This window comes from uncultured Roseobacter sp., from assembly GCF_947492555.1.
GTDB lineage: Bacteria > Pseudomonadota > Alphaproteobacteria > Rhodobacterales > Rhodobacteraceae > Roseobacter.
In genome coordinates this window covers 424,137-442,027 of record NZ_CANLNE010000003.1, presented here as the reverse complement: position 1 = coordinate 442,027, position 17,891 = coordinate 424,137, and the positions used below count along the sequence as shown (strand labels likewise).

Here is a 17,891-nt window from a genome sequence, read left to right as displayed (position 1 = left end):
TTACGGACAGAGCGCAAATCCGCAGGATTTTTGCTGAGTCCGGCACCCCGTCTCAATTCCGGATAACAGACATGGGAGGGCGGGCGGGGCGTCTTTCGCGCAAGGAGAAAGAGCGCCGTCCCGCTGTCCCATACATACTGAACCGGGTGCTGGACCGCAGGTTTGCGGCTCAAACCCACTTGTCCACACAGGTCGACTTTTCTGCGAAAAGATCGACCTATTCCACACTCTTCCTTAGCCGCCGCACCATCCACCAGACCAACAGCACAACCGGCACCGTCACCAGCGCCGTCAGCATCCCCTTGCTCAACCCCGTGGTCTGAGTCAGCGGATAAAGCAGGTACCCTACCAGCGACACCGCGTAGTAACTGATCGCCACGACTGACAGCCCCTCGACCGTACGCTGCAACCGCAGCTGCAGATCGGACCGTTTGTCCATGCTCTCCAGAAGCGTCTGGTTCTGGGCCGACCGCTCCACATCCACACGTGTCCTGAGCAGGTTCGACGCCCGGATCGACCGGCTCGACATGGCCTCCAGCCGCGCCTCCGCCGAATGCACCGTGCGCATCGCCGGCGCATAGCGCCGCATCATGAACTCGCCAAACTGCTGCCGCCCCTGGAACCGCTCTTCGCGCAGCGCCGCGATCCTCTGATCGACCAGCGCCTCATAGGCCCCCGTCGCCCCGAACCGAAAGGACGACCGCGCCGACAGTGTCTCCAGCTCCGCCGAAATGCTCAGCAGATCGTGCAATGTCTCCTCCGCAGACGCACGCTCATCACTCATCGTGCCCATCAGCCCGGTCAGCTTGGTATCAAGTTCGTTCAACCCCGGCTGCAATGCCCGCACCCGCGCAAACCCAAGCATGGACATGGTCTTATACGTCTCGATCTCGCAGAGACGCTGCACGATCCGGCCAATGCGCCGCGCGCCAGTCTGCGCCCCCGCAAAAACCGCAAAACGCAGATGACCGTTCAGATCGATCCTGAAATCCCCGGCCATGATCGCAGCGCCGTCTAGAACCTCCGACGCTGCCAGACTCTCCGAGACAAACCACTCATCCAACAGCCCCGCCACAGCAGAATCCTCCGCAGGCCGCGGCACGACGTTGAGCAGGATGGACGTCATCCGCTGGCCCGGCGCGTCCGCCAGCCAGTCCGACGGAAAGACATCGAATTCAGCCGGATCAAACGGTCGCGCCACCGCCCCTTCGGAAAACGCCGTATAGGTAACGAATTCCGTGTGCTGCTCCCACTTCAGCCAGTATTTTCCGATCTGGCCATAATAGTGTGTCGCCCCCGGTTGCGGATGCGGTGCACCATGCCGATCCAGCAGCGCCGTCAGATGCGCCAGATCCTGCGCACGGTCCCGGCTCACAGCATCCTCAGGTTGCTTGATCGCGACATAAGCTGCAGAACAGGGTGCCGTCATTGACGGAAAAGGCCGCGCGTGCAGTTCATTCGCCAGTTTGTACCGCAAGGGATGATCAGAAATCGATGACATGGTTCGCTCCAGTTTCTCCCTCAAGGCTTAATGCCCGACCACGCGATGTCAAATTATTTTATGAATATTTTTCAATGCGTTAACCGAGTACAATCGTATACATGGATGGGCGGCGGATGCAATTGCCCCATCCATACCTCACAAAGCCACCAGCATTCTCCAAAGCGCGGCACCATCCAATCCGACAGGTAGGGTGGGCCTTGGGCCACCTTTCCCACAAAAAAACGCCGCCCCTCGGGACGGCGTTTTCCAGTAAATTTTACCTCTGCTCAGTCGATCATCGGCAACAGCTTGTCGAGCGATGCCTTGGCATCTCCGTAGAACATCCGCGTATTCTCCTTGAAGAACAGCGGGTTCTCGATGCCCGAATACCCGGTGCCCTGTCCGCGCTTGGAGACAAACACCTGCTTGGCCTTCCAGCACTCCAGCACCGGCATGCCCGCAATGGGCGAGTTCGGATCGTCCTGGGCTGCCGGGTTCACGATGTCATTGGACCCAATCACGATGGCCACATCCGTCTCCGGAAAGTCCTCGTTGATCTCATCCATTTCCATAACGATGTCATAAGGCACCTTCGCCTCGGCCAGCAGCACGTTCATATGCCCCGGCAAACGCCCCGCAACCGGGTGAATGGCAAAGCGCACATTCTTGCCCTTGGCGCGCAGCTTCTTGACCAGCTCGCTCACGGCCTGCTGCGCCTGGGCCACCGCCATCCCGTAGCCGGGGATGATGATGACAGACTCCGCCTCGTTCAACGCCGTGGCCACGCCATCGGCCTCAATCGCCACCTGCTCGCCCTCCACGGCCATCTGCTCGCCCGCCGGGCCGCCAAAGCCCCCGAGGATCACAGATACGAAGGAGCGGTTCATCGCCTTGCACATGATGTAGCTCAGGATCGCACCGGACGAACCCACCAGAGCGCCCACAACGATCAGAAGATCATTGCCCAAGCTGAAACCAATCGCCGCCGCCGCCCAGCCGGAATAGCTGTTCAGCATGGAAACCACGACCGGCATATCCGCGCCGCCGATCCCCATGATCAGATGGTAGCCGATGAACAGCGCCAGTAGTGTCAGCAGGACCAGTGTCCAGCTGCCCGCCCCGCTCAGATACATGATCGTAAAGAGCAACGACAGCACCGCAGCGCCCGCGTTCAGCAAGTGTCCACCGGGCAGCTTGTTGGCGGATGTATCCACCTTGCCCGCCAGCTTGCCATAGGCAATCACGGACCCGGTAAAGGTTACCGCCCCGATCCAGATGCCCAGCACCAATTCAATGCGCAAGATGTTGATCTCTACGGAGGTCTTCTTGGCAATCAGCTGACCGAAGGACGACAGCCCCTCATAGATGTCCTTGGGCAGGCCCACGGCCGTATAACCATCGGCGGCCACCGCGCCCAGAACACCGCCGTTTTCAACAAAGAGCGCGCTCATATTGTTGATCATGATGTCCGCGTTGAAACCGACGAACACCGCTGCAAGCCCCACCAGGCTGTGCATGATCGCCACCAGTTCCGGCATCTGCGTCATCTGCACTTTGGTGGCCAGCTGATAGCCAACCGCCGCCCCCAGACCGATCAGGATGATCGAGACACCAGACAGGCCCCAACCGGGCCCAATCAGCGTGGCCAGAACCGCAATCGCCATCCCGGCAATCCCGTACCAGACCGCGCGTTTCGCACTTTCCTGCCCGCTCAATCCGCCCAGGCTGAGGATGAAGAGAACTGCCGCGACCGCATAGGCCGCAATCGTAAATCCGTATTCCATTGTCCCCTAACCCCTTACGATTTCTGGAACATGGCGAGCATGCGCCGTGTCACGAGGAAGCCGCCAAATATGTTGATCGACGCCATGAAGACCGCAAGCGCGGCCAGCAGCGTGATCAACATCGAGCTTGACCCAATCTGGATGAGCGCGCCCAGAATGATGATAGACGAGATCGCATTCGTGACCGCCATCAGCGGCGTATGCAGCGAATGCGCCACACCCCAGATGACCTGGAAGCCGATAAAGACCGACAGCACAAAGACGATGAAATGCTGCATGAAGCTCGCCGGGGCCACCAGACCCACCGCCAGCACCAACGCGCCGCCGATGGCCAGCAGACCGACCTGCGTCTGTGTCTGTTTCTTGAACGCGGCCACCTCTTGGGCGCGCTTCTCTTCCGCCGTCAATTCCTTCGGCGCCTCTTTCTTGGGCGCTGCCGCAATCGCGGCAACCTTGGGCGGCGGCGGCGGGAAGGTGACCTCCTTGGCATGGGTAATCGTGGCGCCCCGGATCACGTCATCTTCCATGTCGTGGTTGATCACGCCGTCCTTTTCCGGCGTCAGATCGGTCATAAGATGCCGGATGTTCGTGGCATAAAGGCTTGATGCCTGCGTGCCCATGCGGCTGGGGAAATCGGTATAGCCGATGATCGTGACGCCATTGTCGGTCACGATTTTCTCATCCGCGACGGTCAGCTTGCAGTTACCGCCTTTCTCTGCGGCGAGGTCCACGATGACCGACCCCGGCTTCATGGAAGCAACCATGTCCTCGGTCCAGAGCTCCGGCGCTTCGCGGTTCGGGATCAGCGCCGTGGTGATCACGATATCGACGTCCGGCGCCAGTTCCCGGAACTTGGCCAGCTGCGCCTCGCGGAACTCCGGCGAAGACACGGAGGCATAACCGCCCGAGGCGGAGCCATCCTGCTGCTCTTCCTCGAAATCGAGATAGACAAATTCAGCGCCCATGGATTCAACCTGCTCGGCCACCTCCGGCCGCACGTCAAAGGCCAGCGTGATCGCGCCCAACGAGGTTGAGGTACCAATGGCCGCCAGACCGGCCACACCGGCGCCGACCACCAGAACCTTTGCAGGGGGCACCTTGCCCGCCGCCGTAATCTGACCGGTGAAGAAGCGGCCAAAGTTGTTGCCCGCCTCAATCACCGCACGGTAGCCGGCAATATTGGCCATGGAGCTGAGCGCATCCATCTTCTGGGCGCGGCTGATGCGCGGGATCATTTCCATCGCGACGACTGTTGCGCCCTTTTTGGCGGCCTGCTTCATCTTGGCTTCATCCGCCACCGGGCTGAAGAAGGAAATCAGCGTCTGATCTGCACGCAGGCGCTTCATCTCCGTCTCATCGGGCACCCGTACCTTGGCGACCACATCCGCGGCCTTCCAGAGCGCGGCGGCCGTTTTGGCAATCTCCACGCCCGCGGCCTTGTAGTCGGCATCTGCAAACCCGGCCTTCGCCCCAGCGCCTGTCTCGATGATGCACTCATGACCCAATTTCTGAAGCTGGGCGGCGCTCTCGGGCGTCATGGCCACCCGTGCTTCGCCTTCAAAAATCTCTTTTGGTGTCCCGATCTTCAACTGAAGCTCCCCCGTTCTGGTTCGTTTCGGCGCGATCACGCGCAAAGGTAATTTGTCCACTACCGCGCGCTGCGGCGAGGTACAAGCACTTGGCCCAGAGGGTCGCGCAATAAACGCAAAGAAATCAGAGCCACCTGCGCACTTTTTGCTCATATCGTGCAAAGTCAACCCGAAAGACGCGGCGCATCCTGTTCTCCTCAGGCACGATGAAGCGCCTTTCCAGCACCCAGACCAGAATGGGCACAAGCGCCAGCGCAAGTATGGCGTCCCACCAGAGGCAAAGCCCTGCGAGGATCAGCACATCGGCCAGATAAATCGGGTTGCGCGAGCGGCCAAACACCCCGGACTGGATCAGACTGTCCGGGGTTTCATGGGGGATGATCGTGGTTTTGTGACGCCGGAACTCCATCACCGCCAGCAAGGTCAGCACGATGCCCGCACCGACAAGAAGCCCGGCCAGAAGCAGGGTGACAGGATGCGTAAGGCTCAGGCCGAACGAGAAATACTGGCTCTGGAGCCAGGCCAGCACTGCAAAGCAGACCAGCCAGACTGGCGGCAGATCAAGCCATTTCATACTTTGGTTTCGACCTCTTGCGGCTGCCAAAGCTCGATCGGGTTTCCCTCCGGATCGTAGACCCGCGCAAAACGTCCGTTAGGCAGTTCTTCAGGGTGCATTTCCACCTCTTCACCTGCATCGCGCAATTGGGCAACCATCGCATCGAGATCATCGACGCGGAAATTCAGCATCCACCGCTTTTCAGAATTGCCGAAGTATGTCGTGTCCTGAGCAAAGGGCGCAAAAACGGTAGGCCCCTGATCTTGCGTCCAGACCGGCGTTTCGTAGTCCTTGGGCACTTCTAAAATTCCGAAATGGCGCGCATACCATGCCGCCAGGTTTTCGGGATTTTCGGCACGAAAAAAGAAGCCACCAAACCCTGTAATGCGCTGCATGAGCCCCTCCAATCACATTGGACAGAGACAGATTACGCCGATGCTGCGTCCAAGACAATCACCCGCCGCCCTTGTGCTGCCCCGTGCCGCAGCTAAGCTGATCAGAGGTGGCACAAGGAAAGAGACGGGATGACGCTTGCAGGGAAACACGCATTGGTCACGGGCGGTGGTACGGGGATCGGTCTGGCGATCGCCAAGATGTTGGCGGCAGAAGGATGCCAAGTCACGATCACCGGCAGACGGCAGGCGGTTCTGGACGAGGTGGCCGGTCACGGGATTTTCGGCATGGCCATGGACGTGCGGGACGAGGCCCAGGTGGTGGAGACCATCAGCGCTGCAGTCGCTGCGCGCGGACCGGTACAGATATGCGTGGCCAACGCCGGGATCGCCGAGGGTCGCGCCCTGCACAAAACCGATCTGGCATTCTGGCGCGACATGATGTCCACCAATCTCGACGGTGCCTTCCTGACCATCCGGGAAGCTCTGGCCTCCATGCGCACGACAGACTGGGGCCGGGTGATTGCAGTATCCTCGATTGCCGGGCTCCGCGGATTGCAGGGGGCGTCTTGCTACACGGCGTCGAAACACGGGATGATAGGTCTCATTCGCGCGCTGAGCGAGGACTACTTGGGCAAACCCATCACGTTCAACGCCCTGTGCCCCGCCTATGTGGACACGCCGATCATCGCACGCAACACTTCTTCCATCGCGAAACGCGCGAGCGTGAGTGAAGAAAAGGCGCGCGCCATGATGATCTCCGCCAACCGTCATAACCGGTTGATTTCCCCCGAGGAGGTGGCCGCCGCAGTGCGCTGGCTGGTATCGCCGGGATCGGAAAGCGTCAACGGACAAGCGATTGAAATCGCCGGCGGGCAAATGTAGCCGGGTGGCCTAAAGCCCACCCTACCTGCCTATCTCAACCGGTGCGCCCAGCAGGTAAGGTGGGCTTTCAGGCCACCTTTGTTTGGGATTTCTTAACCATAGGGTTGATACGCTTGCCCTATGTCCAAATACATCCGGTCCCAAACACCCGGCGCCACGTATTTCTTCACCGCGCGCCTAGCAGACAGCCGCAGCACCTTGCTGACGGATGAGGTCGACTTACTGCGGCGCTGTGTGCGAGAGACCATCACGCGCTACCCCTTCGCAATCGACGCAATCGTGATCCTGCCTGCCGCGATCCATACCCTCTGGACGCTGCCGGAGGGCGATGCGGATTTCAGTACGCGGTGGAGTTTTCTCAAATCGCGGTTCTCACGCGCACTTCCGGAGCCACCCGGTCGTACAGCGACACAATTCAAACGCAGCGAAAAAGGGATATGGCAGCGCCGCTTCTGGGAACACCGCATCCGCTCTGCACATGATCTTGCCTTGCACCGCACGCTGATTCACACAGCCCCGGTTCAGGCAGGTCTCGTGGACCGGCCGTCGGACTGGAGCTGGACGTCGCTGCACCGGGAATTGGCCACATCAAATGCAAGTGAGAATGCGTCGCAACCCGTGCGCTTCAGCACGATGGGCCTCAAGACAATAACGCCCGCCGACGCCTAAGCGACCTGAGCGGGCGTGAGCTTACGTCCATTCGACCACGCACGCGCCGCACGGCCAAAGGCTGAGAACAGCGGCTGCGACACCGGGTCCTTGGCTGCTTCGTACTCAGGGTGCCACTGAACCGCCAGAGTGAACCCCGGAGCGTCCTTGATGAAAATCGCCTCCGGCGTGTTGTCGGGTGCAACCCCGTCGACAACCACCCGCGGTCCGGCGACCTTGATCCCCTGCCCGTGCAGAGTATTGGTAACTACCTCCTGCGCGCCCATCAAACGATGAAAGACGCCCCCCTTGGTAAAGGAAACAGTATGTCGGTTCTCGAACTTTTCCTGCAGAGTCCCGTCAGGCGGCATGCGGTGGTTCATCCGCCCCGGCAAATCCCTGATCTCGGGATGCAGAGAGCCGCCCATCGCCACGTTCACTTCCTGAAACCCGCGGCAAATGCCCAGAAACGGCTGACCGCGCTCAACGCAGGCCCGCACCAGAGGCAAGGCAATCGCATCACGGGCACGGTCGAAATCGCCATGCGCCTCCGTTGCCTCTTCCCCATATTCCTCGGGATGCACATTCGGGCGCCCGCCGGTCAACAGGAAACCGTCGCATGTCTCCAGCAGATCATTGATGGACACATAATCCGGGTCAGATGGAATGATCATCGGGACGCAATCTGACACAGCGGAGACCGCGTCCGAATTCATCTTGCCACCCGCATGCACCGGGTATTCATCATTGATCAGATATTGATTGCAAATGATGCCAATGACCGGCCGCGCCATGGATGTTCCCTTCGGTTCACTTCCCGCAGATATAGCTTTGCATGGCGCAGGTTAACAGTCCATGACCGCGCAGAAACCTGTGCAGAATTGCAAAATGCCTCAACTTTCGGCACTCAGCCCCGCGGCCTCGATCCCCGCAAGCCCCGCAATCACATCGTTGTCCGATGTGTCACCTGTCACGCCAACCGCACCAATCACCACGCCCTTCTTGTCGCGCAACAGGATACCTCCCGGGACCGGGATAACCTTGCCGCCATAGGCGCCGTTCACACAGGTCATGAAATAGGCCTGTTGTTCCGCCCGCGCCATTTGCGCCGAGCCCGGAATACCCAACATGACGGACCCGTAGGCCTTGCCAAAGGCAATCTCGAACCGCCCGGGTGCGGCGCCATCCTCACGCTCGAACGCCTGCACATGGCCACCGGCATCCAGCACCACCACGGACAGCGGTTTCAAGTCCAGTTCGCGCCCCTTCTCAAAAGTCTTGTGGACGATGGTACGGGCTTTTCTAAGGCTGATGGTCATGACACCTCCTCGTTTCATTGTTCCTAAAAGTATGCTCTGGTGCGGCGCCGGCAAAGTGCCGGACAGCCCCGTGATCCGCGCCGGTGTCACCCGCTGGCTTTCAATTCCAGACGTCGCGCATGTAGGACCGGCTCCGTATAGCCTGACGGCTGAACACGCCCCTTGAACACCAGATCACACGCCGCCTGGAAAGCGATCCCGTCAAAACCCGGTGCCATCGGACGGTAGAGCGGATCATCCGCATTCTGCCCGTCCACCACAGCGGCCATCTTGCGCATCACCGCCATCACCTGCTGGGCATCCACAACACCGTGGTGCAGCCAGTTGGCAATATGCTGCGCCGAAATCCGGCAGGTGGCGCGGTCTTCCATCAGGCCCACATCGTTCATGTCCGGCACCTTGGAACAGCCCACGCCCTGGTCGACCCAACGCACGACATAGCCCAGAATGCCCTGCGCGTTATTCTCCACTTCGCGGGTCTTCTGATCGTCGCTCCACTTCTGGTATTCAGCGAGCGGGATGTTCAGCACCGTATCCACATAAGCGCGCCGCCCGCCCGCCTTCAGCTTTTCCTGCACCGCAAAGACATCGACCTTGTGATAGTGCAGCGCATGCAGGGTCGCAGCCGTCGGGCTCGGGACCCAGGCGCAGTTGGCACCGGATTTGGGGTGTTCGATCTTCTGCTCCAGCATCGCAGCCATCAGGTCGGGCATCGCCCACATGCCCTTGCCGATCTGCGCCCGTCCCGAGAGGCCGCATTCCAGACCGATATCCACGTTCTGGTTCTCATAGGCGCCGATCCAGGCCTTGCGCTTGATGAAATCCTTGCGGCTGAACGGTCCCGCCTCCATCGAGGTGTGGATTTCGTCACCCGTCCGATCAAGAAACCCGGTGTTGATAAACGCCACCCGCGATTTCGCCGCCCGGATGCATTCCTTGAGATTGACGGAGGTGCGCCGCTCCTCATCCATGATCCCTAGCTTCACCGTGTATTGCGACAGCCCCAGAATCTTCTCAACCCGCGCAAACGTCCGGTCGGCAAAGGCCACTTCTTCGGGCCCATGCATCTTGGGTTTGACCACATAGACCGAGCCCTTCAGCGAATTCCCCCCATCCCTTTGCAGATCATGCATCGCGATCAGCGTGGTGATCATCGCATCCATCACGCCCTCGAAAACCTCATTACCGTCCTTGTCCAGAATGGCCGGGTTCGTCATCAGGTGGCCAACGTTGCGCACCAGCATCAACGCGCGCCCCTTGAGCGTGACCTCCGCCCCATCCGGCCCGGTAAAGACCCGGTCCGGGTTCAGCGCGCGGATCACCTGCTGGCCACCTTTCTCGAAGGTGTCCTGCAGATCGCCCTTCATCAGACCCAGCCAATTGGCATAGGCAACGACCTTATCCTCGGCATCGACACAGGCGACTGAATCCTCACAATCCATGATCGCGGAGACCGCGCTCTCCATCTGCACATCCGCAAGCCCCGCCTGATCCCGGCTGCCGATCGCATGTGTCCGGTCAAAGACCAGCACCACATGCAGGCCGTTGTTCCGCAGAACCACACTGTCCGGTGCCTTCGGGTGGCCGGTGTAGCCGATGAATTTCTCGGGCTGCATCAACTGCTGATCGTCAATCAGCAAAGCGCCATTGTGAATATAGTAGCGCCGCGCATCGGCGTGGCTGGTTTTCTCAACCGGGAAGGCTTCATCCAGGAAAACGCGGGCTCGGGCAACGACCCGCGCACCGCGGCCCTGATCATAGCCGCCTTTCGGCGCAGCACTGCCCATGGCATCGGTGCCATAAAACCCGTCATACAAGCTGCCCCACCGGGCGTTTGCCGCGTTGAGCGCATAGCGTGCGTTGGTGATCGGCACGACCAGCTGCGGCCCGGGCACATGGGCGATCTCGTCATCGACATGTGCCGTGTCGATCTCGAAAGCGTCCCCTTCTTCAACCAGATAGCCAATCTCGCGCAGGAAGGCGCAATAGGCCTCATGGTCATGCGGGCTGCCACGCCGCTCTATATGCCATGCATCGATTTTGGCCTGAATTTCTTCGCGGAGGGTCAACAGCTTGCGATTCCCGGGCGCCGTCTCGTGTACGAGGTCGGAAAACCCTGACCAGAATGCTGCCGCATTAACACCGGTGCCGGGCAATGCCCGCTCCTCGAGAAATGCGACAAGTGTATCGGCGACACTCAGGTCACCCTTTTGCTGAAAACCGGTCATGCGTTACACTCCTCGCTCTCGACATTCTGGCTTATGCCGGAAGGTGTAAGAGGAATGTTTCCGATAGGCAACAAAGTTGGTAATGTTATTTTACCAATCAGCGGCCTGCGCTGCGAGACCGGTCGCGGCGACACCGTTCAGAGCAATAGCGGACCTCTGCCCAGACCTTTTCCCACTTCTTGCGCCACGCAAAGGGCTGCCCGCAGACCACGCAAATCTTTTGCGGCAGATCCCCTTTGCGGCGCATAACTCAGATGACCAGATGCAGCGCTTCAACAGCGGCAGCGACCTCGTCTCCACTCATCAGCCAAACGAAGATGGCAATCACGATCACCGCCAGAAACAGCCCACCCCACAGGCCCCAAATGGCCGGTTTATGGCGTTTCTTCTGGCGTTCGATGTTTGTGTCAGGCGCGGACATGGTCTCTCCTTTTCACGGCTGTGCAAGCCGACTTGCGACTTGCTTCTCATCCTCCTAACGTCTGCGCTGTCTGTTCCGTTCCATGAAAGATGAAGTGACCCATGCCAGACGCCGCCCCGCAAACCATCTATCTGAGCGACTACAAGCCATTCGGGCTTGAGGTCACCTCCGTTTCCCTGACCTTTGACCTGCATCCGACCGCAACCCGCGTGAAAAGCCGCATTGCCTTTGTGCCAAAGCCGGACGCCGGGGGCCGCATGTTCCTGCACGGTGAAAAGTTGAAACTGATATCTGCCAAGATAGACGGGGCGTCTGTTACGCCGGAACTGAGTGACGAAGGTCTGACCTGCGCCGTTCCGGATGCACCTTTCACCTGGGAAGCCGAGGTGGAGATCGACCCGCAGAACAACCTTGCCCTCGAAGGGCTCTACATGTCGAATGGCATGTATTGCACGCAATGCGAGGCCGAAGGGTTCCGCAAGATCACCTACTACCCCGATCGCCCGGACGTGATGAGTGTCTTCACTGTTACCATAAACGGCCCGCATCCGGTGCTGCTGAGCAATGGCAATCCGGTCAGCGCGTCCGACGGTCACGCCGAATGGCACGATCCCTGGCCCAAACCCGCCTATCTCTTTGCTCTCGTTGCTGGTGAACTGGTGGCGCACCCCGGCACCTTTACCACGCAATCTGGGCGCACCGTGCATCTCAATCTCTACGTCCGTCCCGGGGATGAGGGCAAATGCGCCTTCGGCATGCAGGCGCTCAAGGATTCGATGAAGTGGGATGAGGACGTCTACGGGCGCGAATACGATCTGGACATCTTCAACATCGTGGCCGTGGACGATTTCAACATGGGCGCGATGGAGAACAAGGGGCTGAACATCTTCAACTCCGCCGCCGTGCTGGCCTCACCCGAGACCTCCACGGATGGAAATTTCGAGCGGATCGAGGCAATCATCGCGCACGAATACTTCCACAACTGGACCGGCAACCGCATCACCTGCCGCGACTGGTTCCAGCTCTGCCTCAAGGAGGGGCTGACCGTCTTCCGCGACAGCCAGTTCACCTCCGACATGCGCTCTGCTGCGGTGAAACGCATATCAGACGTGATTGATTTGCGCGGACGGCAGTTTCCGGAGGATCAGGGTCCGCTGTCGCATCCCGTCCGGCCTGAGAGCTTTCAGGAGATCAACAATTTCTATACGGCAACGGTTTATGAAAAAGGCGCCGAGGTCATCGGCATGCTGCGCCGGCTGGTGGGCGCTGATGCCTACGCCAAGGCGCTTGATCTCTACTTCGACCGCCACGACGGTCAGGCCTGTACCATCGAAGACTGGTTACAGGTGTTCGAGGATGCCACCGGGCGCGATCTAACCCAGTTCAAACGCTGGTACAGCCAGGCTGGCACGCCGCGTGTGACCGTAAAAGATGCTTGGTATGCGGGAAATTACATCCTGACCTTCACGCAAACTCTTAAACCATCGGCAACCACGCCCGACCCGCAGCCGCAGGTGATCCCGATCGTGACCGGACTGCTGTCGCCATCGGGCGAGGAACTGGTGCCCAGTCAGGTGCTGGAGCTGACGGAGGCGACGCAATCCTTCACCTTCGAAGGGCTGCCGGAACGGCCTATCCCATCGGTTCTGCGCGGATTTTCCGCGCCGGTGGTGCTGGAAAGTGAGCTGTCGGATGATCACGCGGCCTTCCTGCTGGCCCATGACACCGACCCATTCAACCGATGGGAGGCCGGGCGCGGATTGGCAAGGGCCAGCCTGCTGGCGATGATCCGCGAGGACAGCACCCCCGATCACAAATACCTCGATGGCATTCGGGCGGTCCTTGGGGAAGCAGAGCTTGACCCGGCCTATCGCGCGCTGATGCTGAGCCTGCCCAGCCAATCCGATCTTGCGACGGCGCTGCACGATGCAGGCGAGACCCCGGACCCGGCCGCAATCTGGGCGGCCTCCGAGGCGATGCGGGACACGCTTGCGCAGCACCTCGCCGATCTCTTGCCAGGGCTCTACGCCGACCATCAGGTCACGGAGAGCTACGCGCCCAGTGCCGCACAATCGGGCCGCCGCAGCCTCGCCAATGCCACGCTCTCGCTGCTTGGCCGTCTGGAGGGTCCCGAACGCGCGCAGGGGCAATTCGATGCCGCTGACAATATGACCCAGCAGCTTGCGGGCCTTGCCGTGCTGCTGCGCCAAAAAGCTGGCAAGAGCGCCCTTCAATCCTTTGAAGCTCAATGGAAAGACGACAGGCTGGTGATGGACAAATGGTTCGGTCTGCAGGTGATGCAGGCCGAACCGGACGCCGTGGCATCGACCGCCGCAGCGCTGACCGGTCACGCGGATTTCAACTGGAAAAACCCCAATCGGTTCCGCGCTGTTCTGGGCGCGCTTGCCACACATCACGCCGGGTTCCACCATGCCAGTGGCGCTGGTTACCGGCTGCTGGCGGACTGGTTGATCAAACTGGATCCGCTGAACCCGCAGACGACCGCGCGCATGTGTTCCGCCTTCCAGACGTGGAAACGCTATGATGCCGACCGTCAGGCGCTGATTGCGACCGAACTTGATCATATTCTGGCCCTGCCCGACCTCTCCCGCGACACCACCGAAATGCTGACCCGAATTCGAGGATCCTGACCTATGAAACCTGTCCTGCTCATTACCGGCGGCTCTGCCGGCATTGGTGCCGCCTGCGCGCGTATCGCGGCCCAAAAAGGTTATGATCTGGCACTGAACTTCCGCACCGATACCACCGGGGCCGAAGCCGTCTCCGCAGAGTGCCGTGCGGCAGGCGCAAAGGTCATCCTGTGCCCCGGCGATGTGTCGGACCCCGAGGCCATCGCGGATGTCTATACCAAGGTTGATGCCGAATTCGGTCGTCTCGACGCGCTGATCAACAACGCCGGTGTGGTCGATCAAACCGCCAAGCTGACCGATATGGATCACGCCCGGCTGAGACGGATGTTCGACATCAATGTGATCGGCGCGATGCTGGTCGCCAAGGAGGCGGTGCTGCGGATGCAGGCGCAGGGCGACGGCGGTGTGATCGTCAACATCTCCTCCGCCGCCGCACGTCTGGGGTCGGGTAACCAATATGTGGACTACGCGGCCTCCAAGGCCGCAATTGACTGCTTTACCAAGGGCTTGTCCGACGAAGTTGCAGCGGACAACATCCGCGTCATGGCGATCCGTCCCGGGTTGATCGAAACGGAATTGCACGCCAAGGGCGGCGAACCGGGCCGTGCGGACCGGCTGGCGCATATGGTGCCAATGAAGCGCAAGGGCTCCGCCGAAGAAGTGGCGCAGGCAGCCGTCTGGCTGCTCACGGATGAGGCCAGCTATGTCACCGGATCGACGCTGGACGTCACGGGTGGCCGCTGAGCCGTTCAGCTATCAACGTCAGGGCCGCAATCGGGCAACGCTCTGGGCGGTTCTTGGCGTCTGGACGGTCTTGCTGCTCGCCATCCTCTGGGTCGAGGCCGCGCCCTGGCTGATGGGGATCGTGGCGCTTTTTACACTGCCCGCGCTCTGGGAGCTTTACGCCAACCCCGCCGCCGGGCTGACCATGGACACGGAGGGCATCTACTGGTCCACCGGCAGGCGAGAGGCTGCACTAAGCTGGTCGGAGGTGGATCACATGAGGCTCGACACCCGTCTCGATTTTTCGGTCCGGGCAACGGCGGTGCTGACCTCGGGGCGCAAAATCCGTCTGCCTTATGAATGCACGCCACCTCACCAGCGTTTCGAGGACGCCCTGCAGGCGTTTGGCATCCGAACCGAACGGCATCATTTTTCGCTGATCGGCTGATCTAGCGATCTTCCCCGTGGGTTTGACGGGGCCTGCTGCGCGCGGCCCGGACCGGTGTTGGCGGCGCCGCGCAATAGGGCTGCTCCTTGACCCAGGCGGCGATGTCGCGGCGTTTGGACGGCACCCGCATCGGACCCCAATCCGCTGCCACGCCGCGCCATTTGGTATCCCGGCCCGCAATCACCCCGTCACGCGGTACCGTAACCGCCATGATGCGGATGGCGCAGCTGAGGTTGTCACCGCCATCCTTCAACGCCTCACCGCTGCCAGCGCGGCATTCGTAGCCACGTGCAGTCGCCGGGGCGATCTGCAACAACCCATACCACTTGCCATCGCCCCCGACGGCCCAGGGTTTGTAGGTGCTTTCATGTTTCGCAAGCGCGGACATGAACCCTACCCAGAAAGCCTCGCGCCCAGCGGTACCTGCCACTTCATAATAAGGACACCAGTCGGCGATATCCGCAGGCACCATATTCACCAGCGCCTGGCCATGACTTTGCAATGCGCGCAGGGCCGCCGCGTTCCACAGGGTGTGGTTTTCCATGTGGCTCCACCGCATACTTGGCAGTGGTTCACGCGCCTCTGCCGCCTGGGTAGCTTGTGCAAAGACCGGGCTCGTCGGCAGGCACATCAGGCCCGCAACAAAGGTCAGGATCATCTTCATTCAGCCTCTATGCGACGAGACTGGCCCAAGGTGCAAGCACCTCTGCCGTGCATCAAACAGCGCAGTCACAAATCCGCTCAACCCCCGCGTGAAACCAGACAAAATCATCGTTACCAAATGATAAACAACCGCACTTCATTGTCTCTGCGTCCCGGCGCAATCAACGAGATATCTCCGTGCCGGTGCCATGTTTCAGCCCCAAACAACCGGCATCCTTCACAGCGTACCAAGTTGGAAGTTTTAAATGTCGCTGCTGCACCGTTACGCCAAAACTGCCTTGGCCCATTTGCGTCGATCTGCGCCTACCCCTGCTGAACAGAGTATGGACAGGCCGATCCATGCGGGCCTGCAAAGACCTACCCGCCCGGAAAGTGCTCTCATGATCGCCTGTCCGAATCCGACCGAAGAAGAGAATGCCCGCGACACGCATCAGTTGCGCGGCCAGTTTCTCGCACGTCAGGATCGATGGATGGAATTGGCCGAGGGCATTCGCCTCGCCGAAACCGTGCGGCGGGCCACGCCGGGCGGCATGCCGGTTGCCGATCTACTGAGCTATGGCGCGCGCTCGGATGTTGTGCTCGCGGTGGAGCATGCCCTCTTCGATGGACGGCCTGCGCGCGGCGCCCCGTTGTTGAGCGGGATCGAAGCGTTGGAGCTGATGCTCTCGGACGCTGAGAATGACGTGACCCTAGCCACTATCGTGGCCCAGGCGCATATGGACATCGCATGGGCGTGGCGTGGCACGGGATGGGACAGCCAGATACCGCATCGCAACCGCGAGGCCTTTAATGCGCATTTCGACCGTGCACGTGACATCCTTATGCCGTTCGATATGCGAGAGATATTCTCGCCTGTTCTGGCCGCCGCAAAATGTGCGCTGCATGGTGCCGGGCGCGGCACGCCGGATGATCTGGCCCGCGACTACGAAACATTGATTGATCTTGATCCGGGCAACCCTGGCCCAATGCGGGCGCTTGGCAACTACCTCAGCCCACGCTGGTTCGGCACCCATGCCCGGCTTGAGCTTGAAGCCCGGCGGACTGCGGCCCGTACCCAGGCGACCTGGGGCGCAGGGGCTTACACCTGGGTTATGTTTGACGCTCTCTCAGGGGATGACACAGCCTGCGCGGAACTGGATCTCGAGTTTTTCGTTGAAGGGCTGCACGACATCCTGGATCGCAAGCCACATCAATACACCGTCAACCTGCTCGCCGCCTATTGCGCCAATACCGTCGGCAGCAATTTCAGCGGCTACGATCCCGCCGATCAGGCGCGATCACAAATCGCGGCCTGTGCCGATTGGATCGTGCGCACGCATATGACCGAATTGCATCCGCTGATATGGGCCCACGCCGCGACCGGCTTCGACAACAATCTGCGGGTGCATTCCCCGCGTGGCTTCGCGGCGGCAGGCCAAGCCGAAGCTCTGCGCATCATCGCCGATCTCTTTCGCCGGGAGATCGCGCAGGGCAAACGCATCATTTTCACCGCCAACGGTCCCGTGACCGAACCAACCTGAACCCGTCGAAAGGAAGCATCATGGGCACGATACCCGCAGACGCCACCCACTGGGACAGTGGAGACTGGATTGACTGGCATCGCAAGGGCACGCCGCCGCATGGAGATACGTGCACCGCGCCCTCCGATGACCCTGCGGCCCGGCTGCACACATTGTACATGCGCCTGCTACAGTCTGCCCGCGCCTATTTCGAGCTAACGGGCGAGCATCTGCCGATATACGAGGGCATCGCCCGCCTGCACGTCGCCATCGCCTTTGATTTGCCGACGCGAGGACCGGTTCGTTGTCACGATGACTGCAAACCTGCTCAACTGATCACCATCGCACCACACGGACCCCACGATGTCGTCAGTGTTGATATGTCGCTCCCGTTTTGTTGTCTGATTGTCGTACGGATCAAGGATAACTTTACCAGCGAAGCCCGCATGGTGCCAGCCGACGCCCTGCCAGACAGCGCGGGAGATACCGTGCAACTGCGCTGGCGCGATCTCCCAAGCACCCATTGATGGACACCCGCGACGGGGGCTTGCAGCACTGCGCATGCTGGCCTAAACCCGGTTCCACACCGAGACCTGCCGCAT

18 protein-coding genes are annotated in these 17,891 nt (G+C 60.6%); 7 read left to right on the top strand and 11 right to left on the bottom strand.

Annotated features, from left to right (window positions below; translation table 11 throughout):
• Nucleotides 1-217 precede the first annotated feature (217 nt).
• The 5 genes from Q1A07_RS15245 to Q1A07_RS15225 all read right to left on the bottom strand — a co-directional run bounded on the left by Q1A07_RS15245 (nucleotide 218) and on the right by Q1A07_RS15225 (nucleotide 5,807).
• The gene (locus Q1A07_RS15245) at nucleotides 218-1,501 is read right to left on the bottom strand and encodes a DUF3422 family protein (RefSeq protein WP_299782812.1); all 1,284 of its coding nucleotides are present in this window, start codon (nucleotides 1,499-1,501) and stop codon (nucleotides 218-220) included.
• Between the two features lie 269 nt (nucleotides 1,502-1,770).
• Nucleotides 1,771-3,267, bottom strand: a complete 1,497-nt coding sequence (locus Q1A07_RS15240) for an NAD(P)(+) transhydrogenase (Re/Si-specific) subunit beta (protein WP_299782810.1) — start codon at nucleotides 3,265-3,267, stop codon at nucleotides 1,771-1,773.
• A gap of 14 nt (nucleotides 3,268-3,281) precedes the next feature.
• A complete protein-coding gene (locus Q1A07_RS15235; RefSeq protein WP_299782808.1) occupies nucleotides 3,282-4,856 on the bottom strand; it encodes a Re/Si-specific NAD(P)(+) transhydrogenase subunit alpha in 1,575 nt (524 codons plus the stop codon).
• 124 nt (nucleotides 4,857-4,980) lie between these two features.
• Complete coding sequence (locus Q1A07_RS15230; RefSeq protein WP_299782806.1) at nucleotides 4,981-5,430, bottom strand: isoprenylcysteine carboxylmethyltransferase family protein; 450 nt, start codon at nucleotides 5,428-5,430, stop codon at nucleotides 4,981-4,983.
• Entirely contained in the window at nucleotides 5,427-5,807 is a 381-nt protein-coding gene (locus tag Q1A07_RS15225; protein ID WP_299782804.1) for a VOC family protein, read from the bottom strand. The genes Q1A07_RS15230 and Q1A07_RS15225 overlap by 4 nt, the downstream gene beginning before the upstream one ends.
• 129 nt (nucleotides 5,808-5,936) lie before the next feature.
• On the opposite strand from Q1A07_RS15225, the gene Q1A07_RS15220 reads away from it, so the two are divergent.
• Entirely contained in the window at nucleotides 5,937-6,689 is a 753-nt protein-coding gene (locus Q1A07_RS15220; RefSeq protein WP_299782802.1) for an SDR family oxidoreductase, read from the top strand.
• A 120-nt stretch (nucleotides 6,690-6,809) separates the two neighbouring features.
• A complete protein-coding gene (locus Q1A07_RS15215; protein WP_299782801.1) occupies nucleotides 6,810-7,358 on the top strand; it encodes a transposase in 549 nt (182 codons plus the stop codon).
• Here the strand turns inward: Q1A07_RS15215 and Q1A07_RS15210 are convergent.
• The 5 genes from Q1A07_RS15210 to Q1A07_RS15190 all read right to left on the bottom strand — a co-directional run bounded on the left by Q1A07_RS15210 (nucleotide 7,355) and on the right by Q1A07_RS15190 (nucleotide 11,305).
• Complete coding sequence (locus Q1A07_RS15210; protein WP_299782799.1) at nucleotides 7,355-8,131, bottom strand: gamma-glutamyl-gamma-aminobutyrate hydrolase family protein; 777 nt, start codon at nucleotides 8,129-8,131, stop codon at nucleotides 7,355-7,357. The genes Q1A07_RS15215 and Q1A07_RS15210 overlap by 4 nt on opposite strands.
• A gap of 99 nt (nucleotides 8,132-8,230) precedes the next feature.
• Entirely contained in the window at nucleotides 8,231-8,656 is a 426-nt protein-coding gene (locus Q1A07_RS15205) for a heme-binding protein (RefSeq protein ID WP_299782797.1), read from the bottom strand.
• Nucleotides 8,657-8,742: 86 nt separating this feature from the next.
• The gene (locus Q1A07_RS15200; protein ID WP_299782795.1) at nucleotides 8,743-10,884 is read right to left on the bottom strand and encodes a malate synthase G; all 2,142 of its coding nucleotides are present in this window, start codon (nucleotides 10,882-10,884) and stop codon (nucleotides 8,743-8,745) included.
• Nucleotides 10,885-10,981: 97 nt separating this feature from the next.
• Nucleotides 10,982-11,131 (bottom strand): DUF2256 domain-containing protein, encoded by a 150-nt coding sequence (locus tag Q1A07_RS15195; RefSeq protein WP_299782793.1) that lies wholly within the window; start codon nucleotides 11,129-11,131, stop codon nucleotides 10,982-10,984.
• Between the two features lie 3 nt (nucleotides 11,132-11,134).
• Nucleotides 11,135-11,305 carry a hypothetical protein gene (locus Q1A07_RS15190; protein WP_299782791.1) on the bottom strand — a complete coding sequence of 57 codons (171 nt, stop codon included), beginning with the start codon at nucleotides 11,303-11,305 and terminating at the stop codon, nucleotides 11,135-11,137.
• A gap of 101 nt (nucleotides 11,306-11,406) precedes the next feature.
• Here Q1A07_RS15190 and pepN point away from each other — a divergent pair, with 101 nt between their 5' ends.
• From pepN to Q1A07_RS15175, 3 genes are read left to right on the top strand one after another with little or no spacing between them, the layout of a single operon-like run.
• Nucleotides 11,407-13,956, top strand: a complete 2,550-nt coding sequence (gene pepN, locus Q1A07_RS15185; RefSeq protein WP_299782789.1) for an aminopeptidase N — start codon at nucleotides 11,407-11,409, stop codon at nucleotides 13,954-13,956.
• A gap of 3 nt (nucleotides 13,957-13,959) precedes the next feature.
• Nucleotides 13,960-14,700 (top strand): SDR family oxidoreductase, encoded by a 741-nt coding sequence (locus Q1A07_RS15180; RefSeq protein WP_299782787.1) that lies wholly within the window; start codon nucleotides 13,960-13,962, stop codon nucleotides 14,698-14,700.
• Nucleotides 14,660-15,127: a hypothetical protein gene (locus Q1A07_RS15175; protein WP_299782785.1), complete on the top strand. Its 468-nt coding sequence runs from the start codon at nucleotides 14,660-14,662 to the stop codon at nucleotides 15,125-15,127. The genes Q1A07_RS15180 and Q1A07_RS15175 overlap by 41 nt, the downstream gene beginning before the upstream one ends.
• 1 nt (nucleotide 15,128) lies before the next feature.
• Here Q1A07_RS15175 and Q1A07_RS15170 read toward each other — a convergent pair whose 3' ends face one another.
• Nucleotides 15,129-15,791 carry a transglycosylase SLT domain-containing protein gene (locus Q1A07_RS15170; RefSeq protein ID WP_299782783.1) on the bottom strand — a complete coding sequence of 221 codons (663 nt, stop codon included), beginning with the start codon at nucleotides 15,789-15,791 and terminating at the stop codon, nucleotides 15,129-15,131.
• Nucleotides 15,792-16,113: 322 nt separating this feature from the next.
• Between Q1A07_RS15170 and Q1A07_RS15165 the strand changes: the two genes are divergently transcribed.
• Both Q1A07_RS15165 and Q1A07_RS15160 read left to right on the top strand, forming a co-directional pair.
• Nucleotides 16,114-17,310, top strand: coding sequence for a hypothetical protein (locus Q1A07_RS15165; RefSeq protein WP_299782781.1), 1,197 nt, complete (start codon nucleotides 16,114-16,116; stop codon nucleotides 17,308-17,310).
• A 20-nt stretch (nucleotides 17,311-17,330) separates the two neighbouring features.
• Nucleotides 17,331-17,816: a hypothetical protein gene (locus Q1A07_RS15160; RefSeq protein WP_299782780.1), complete on the top strand. Its 486-nt coding sequence runs from the start codon at nucleotides 17,331-17,333 to the stop codon at nucleotides 17,814-17,816.
• Nucleotides 17,817-17,891: the final 75 nt, after the last annotated feature.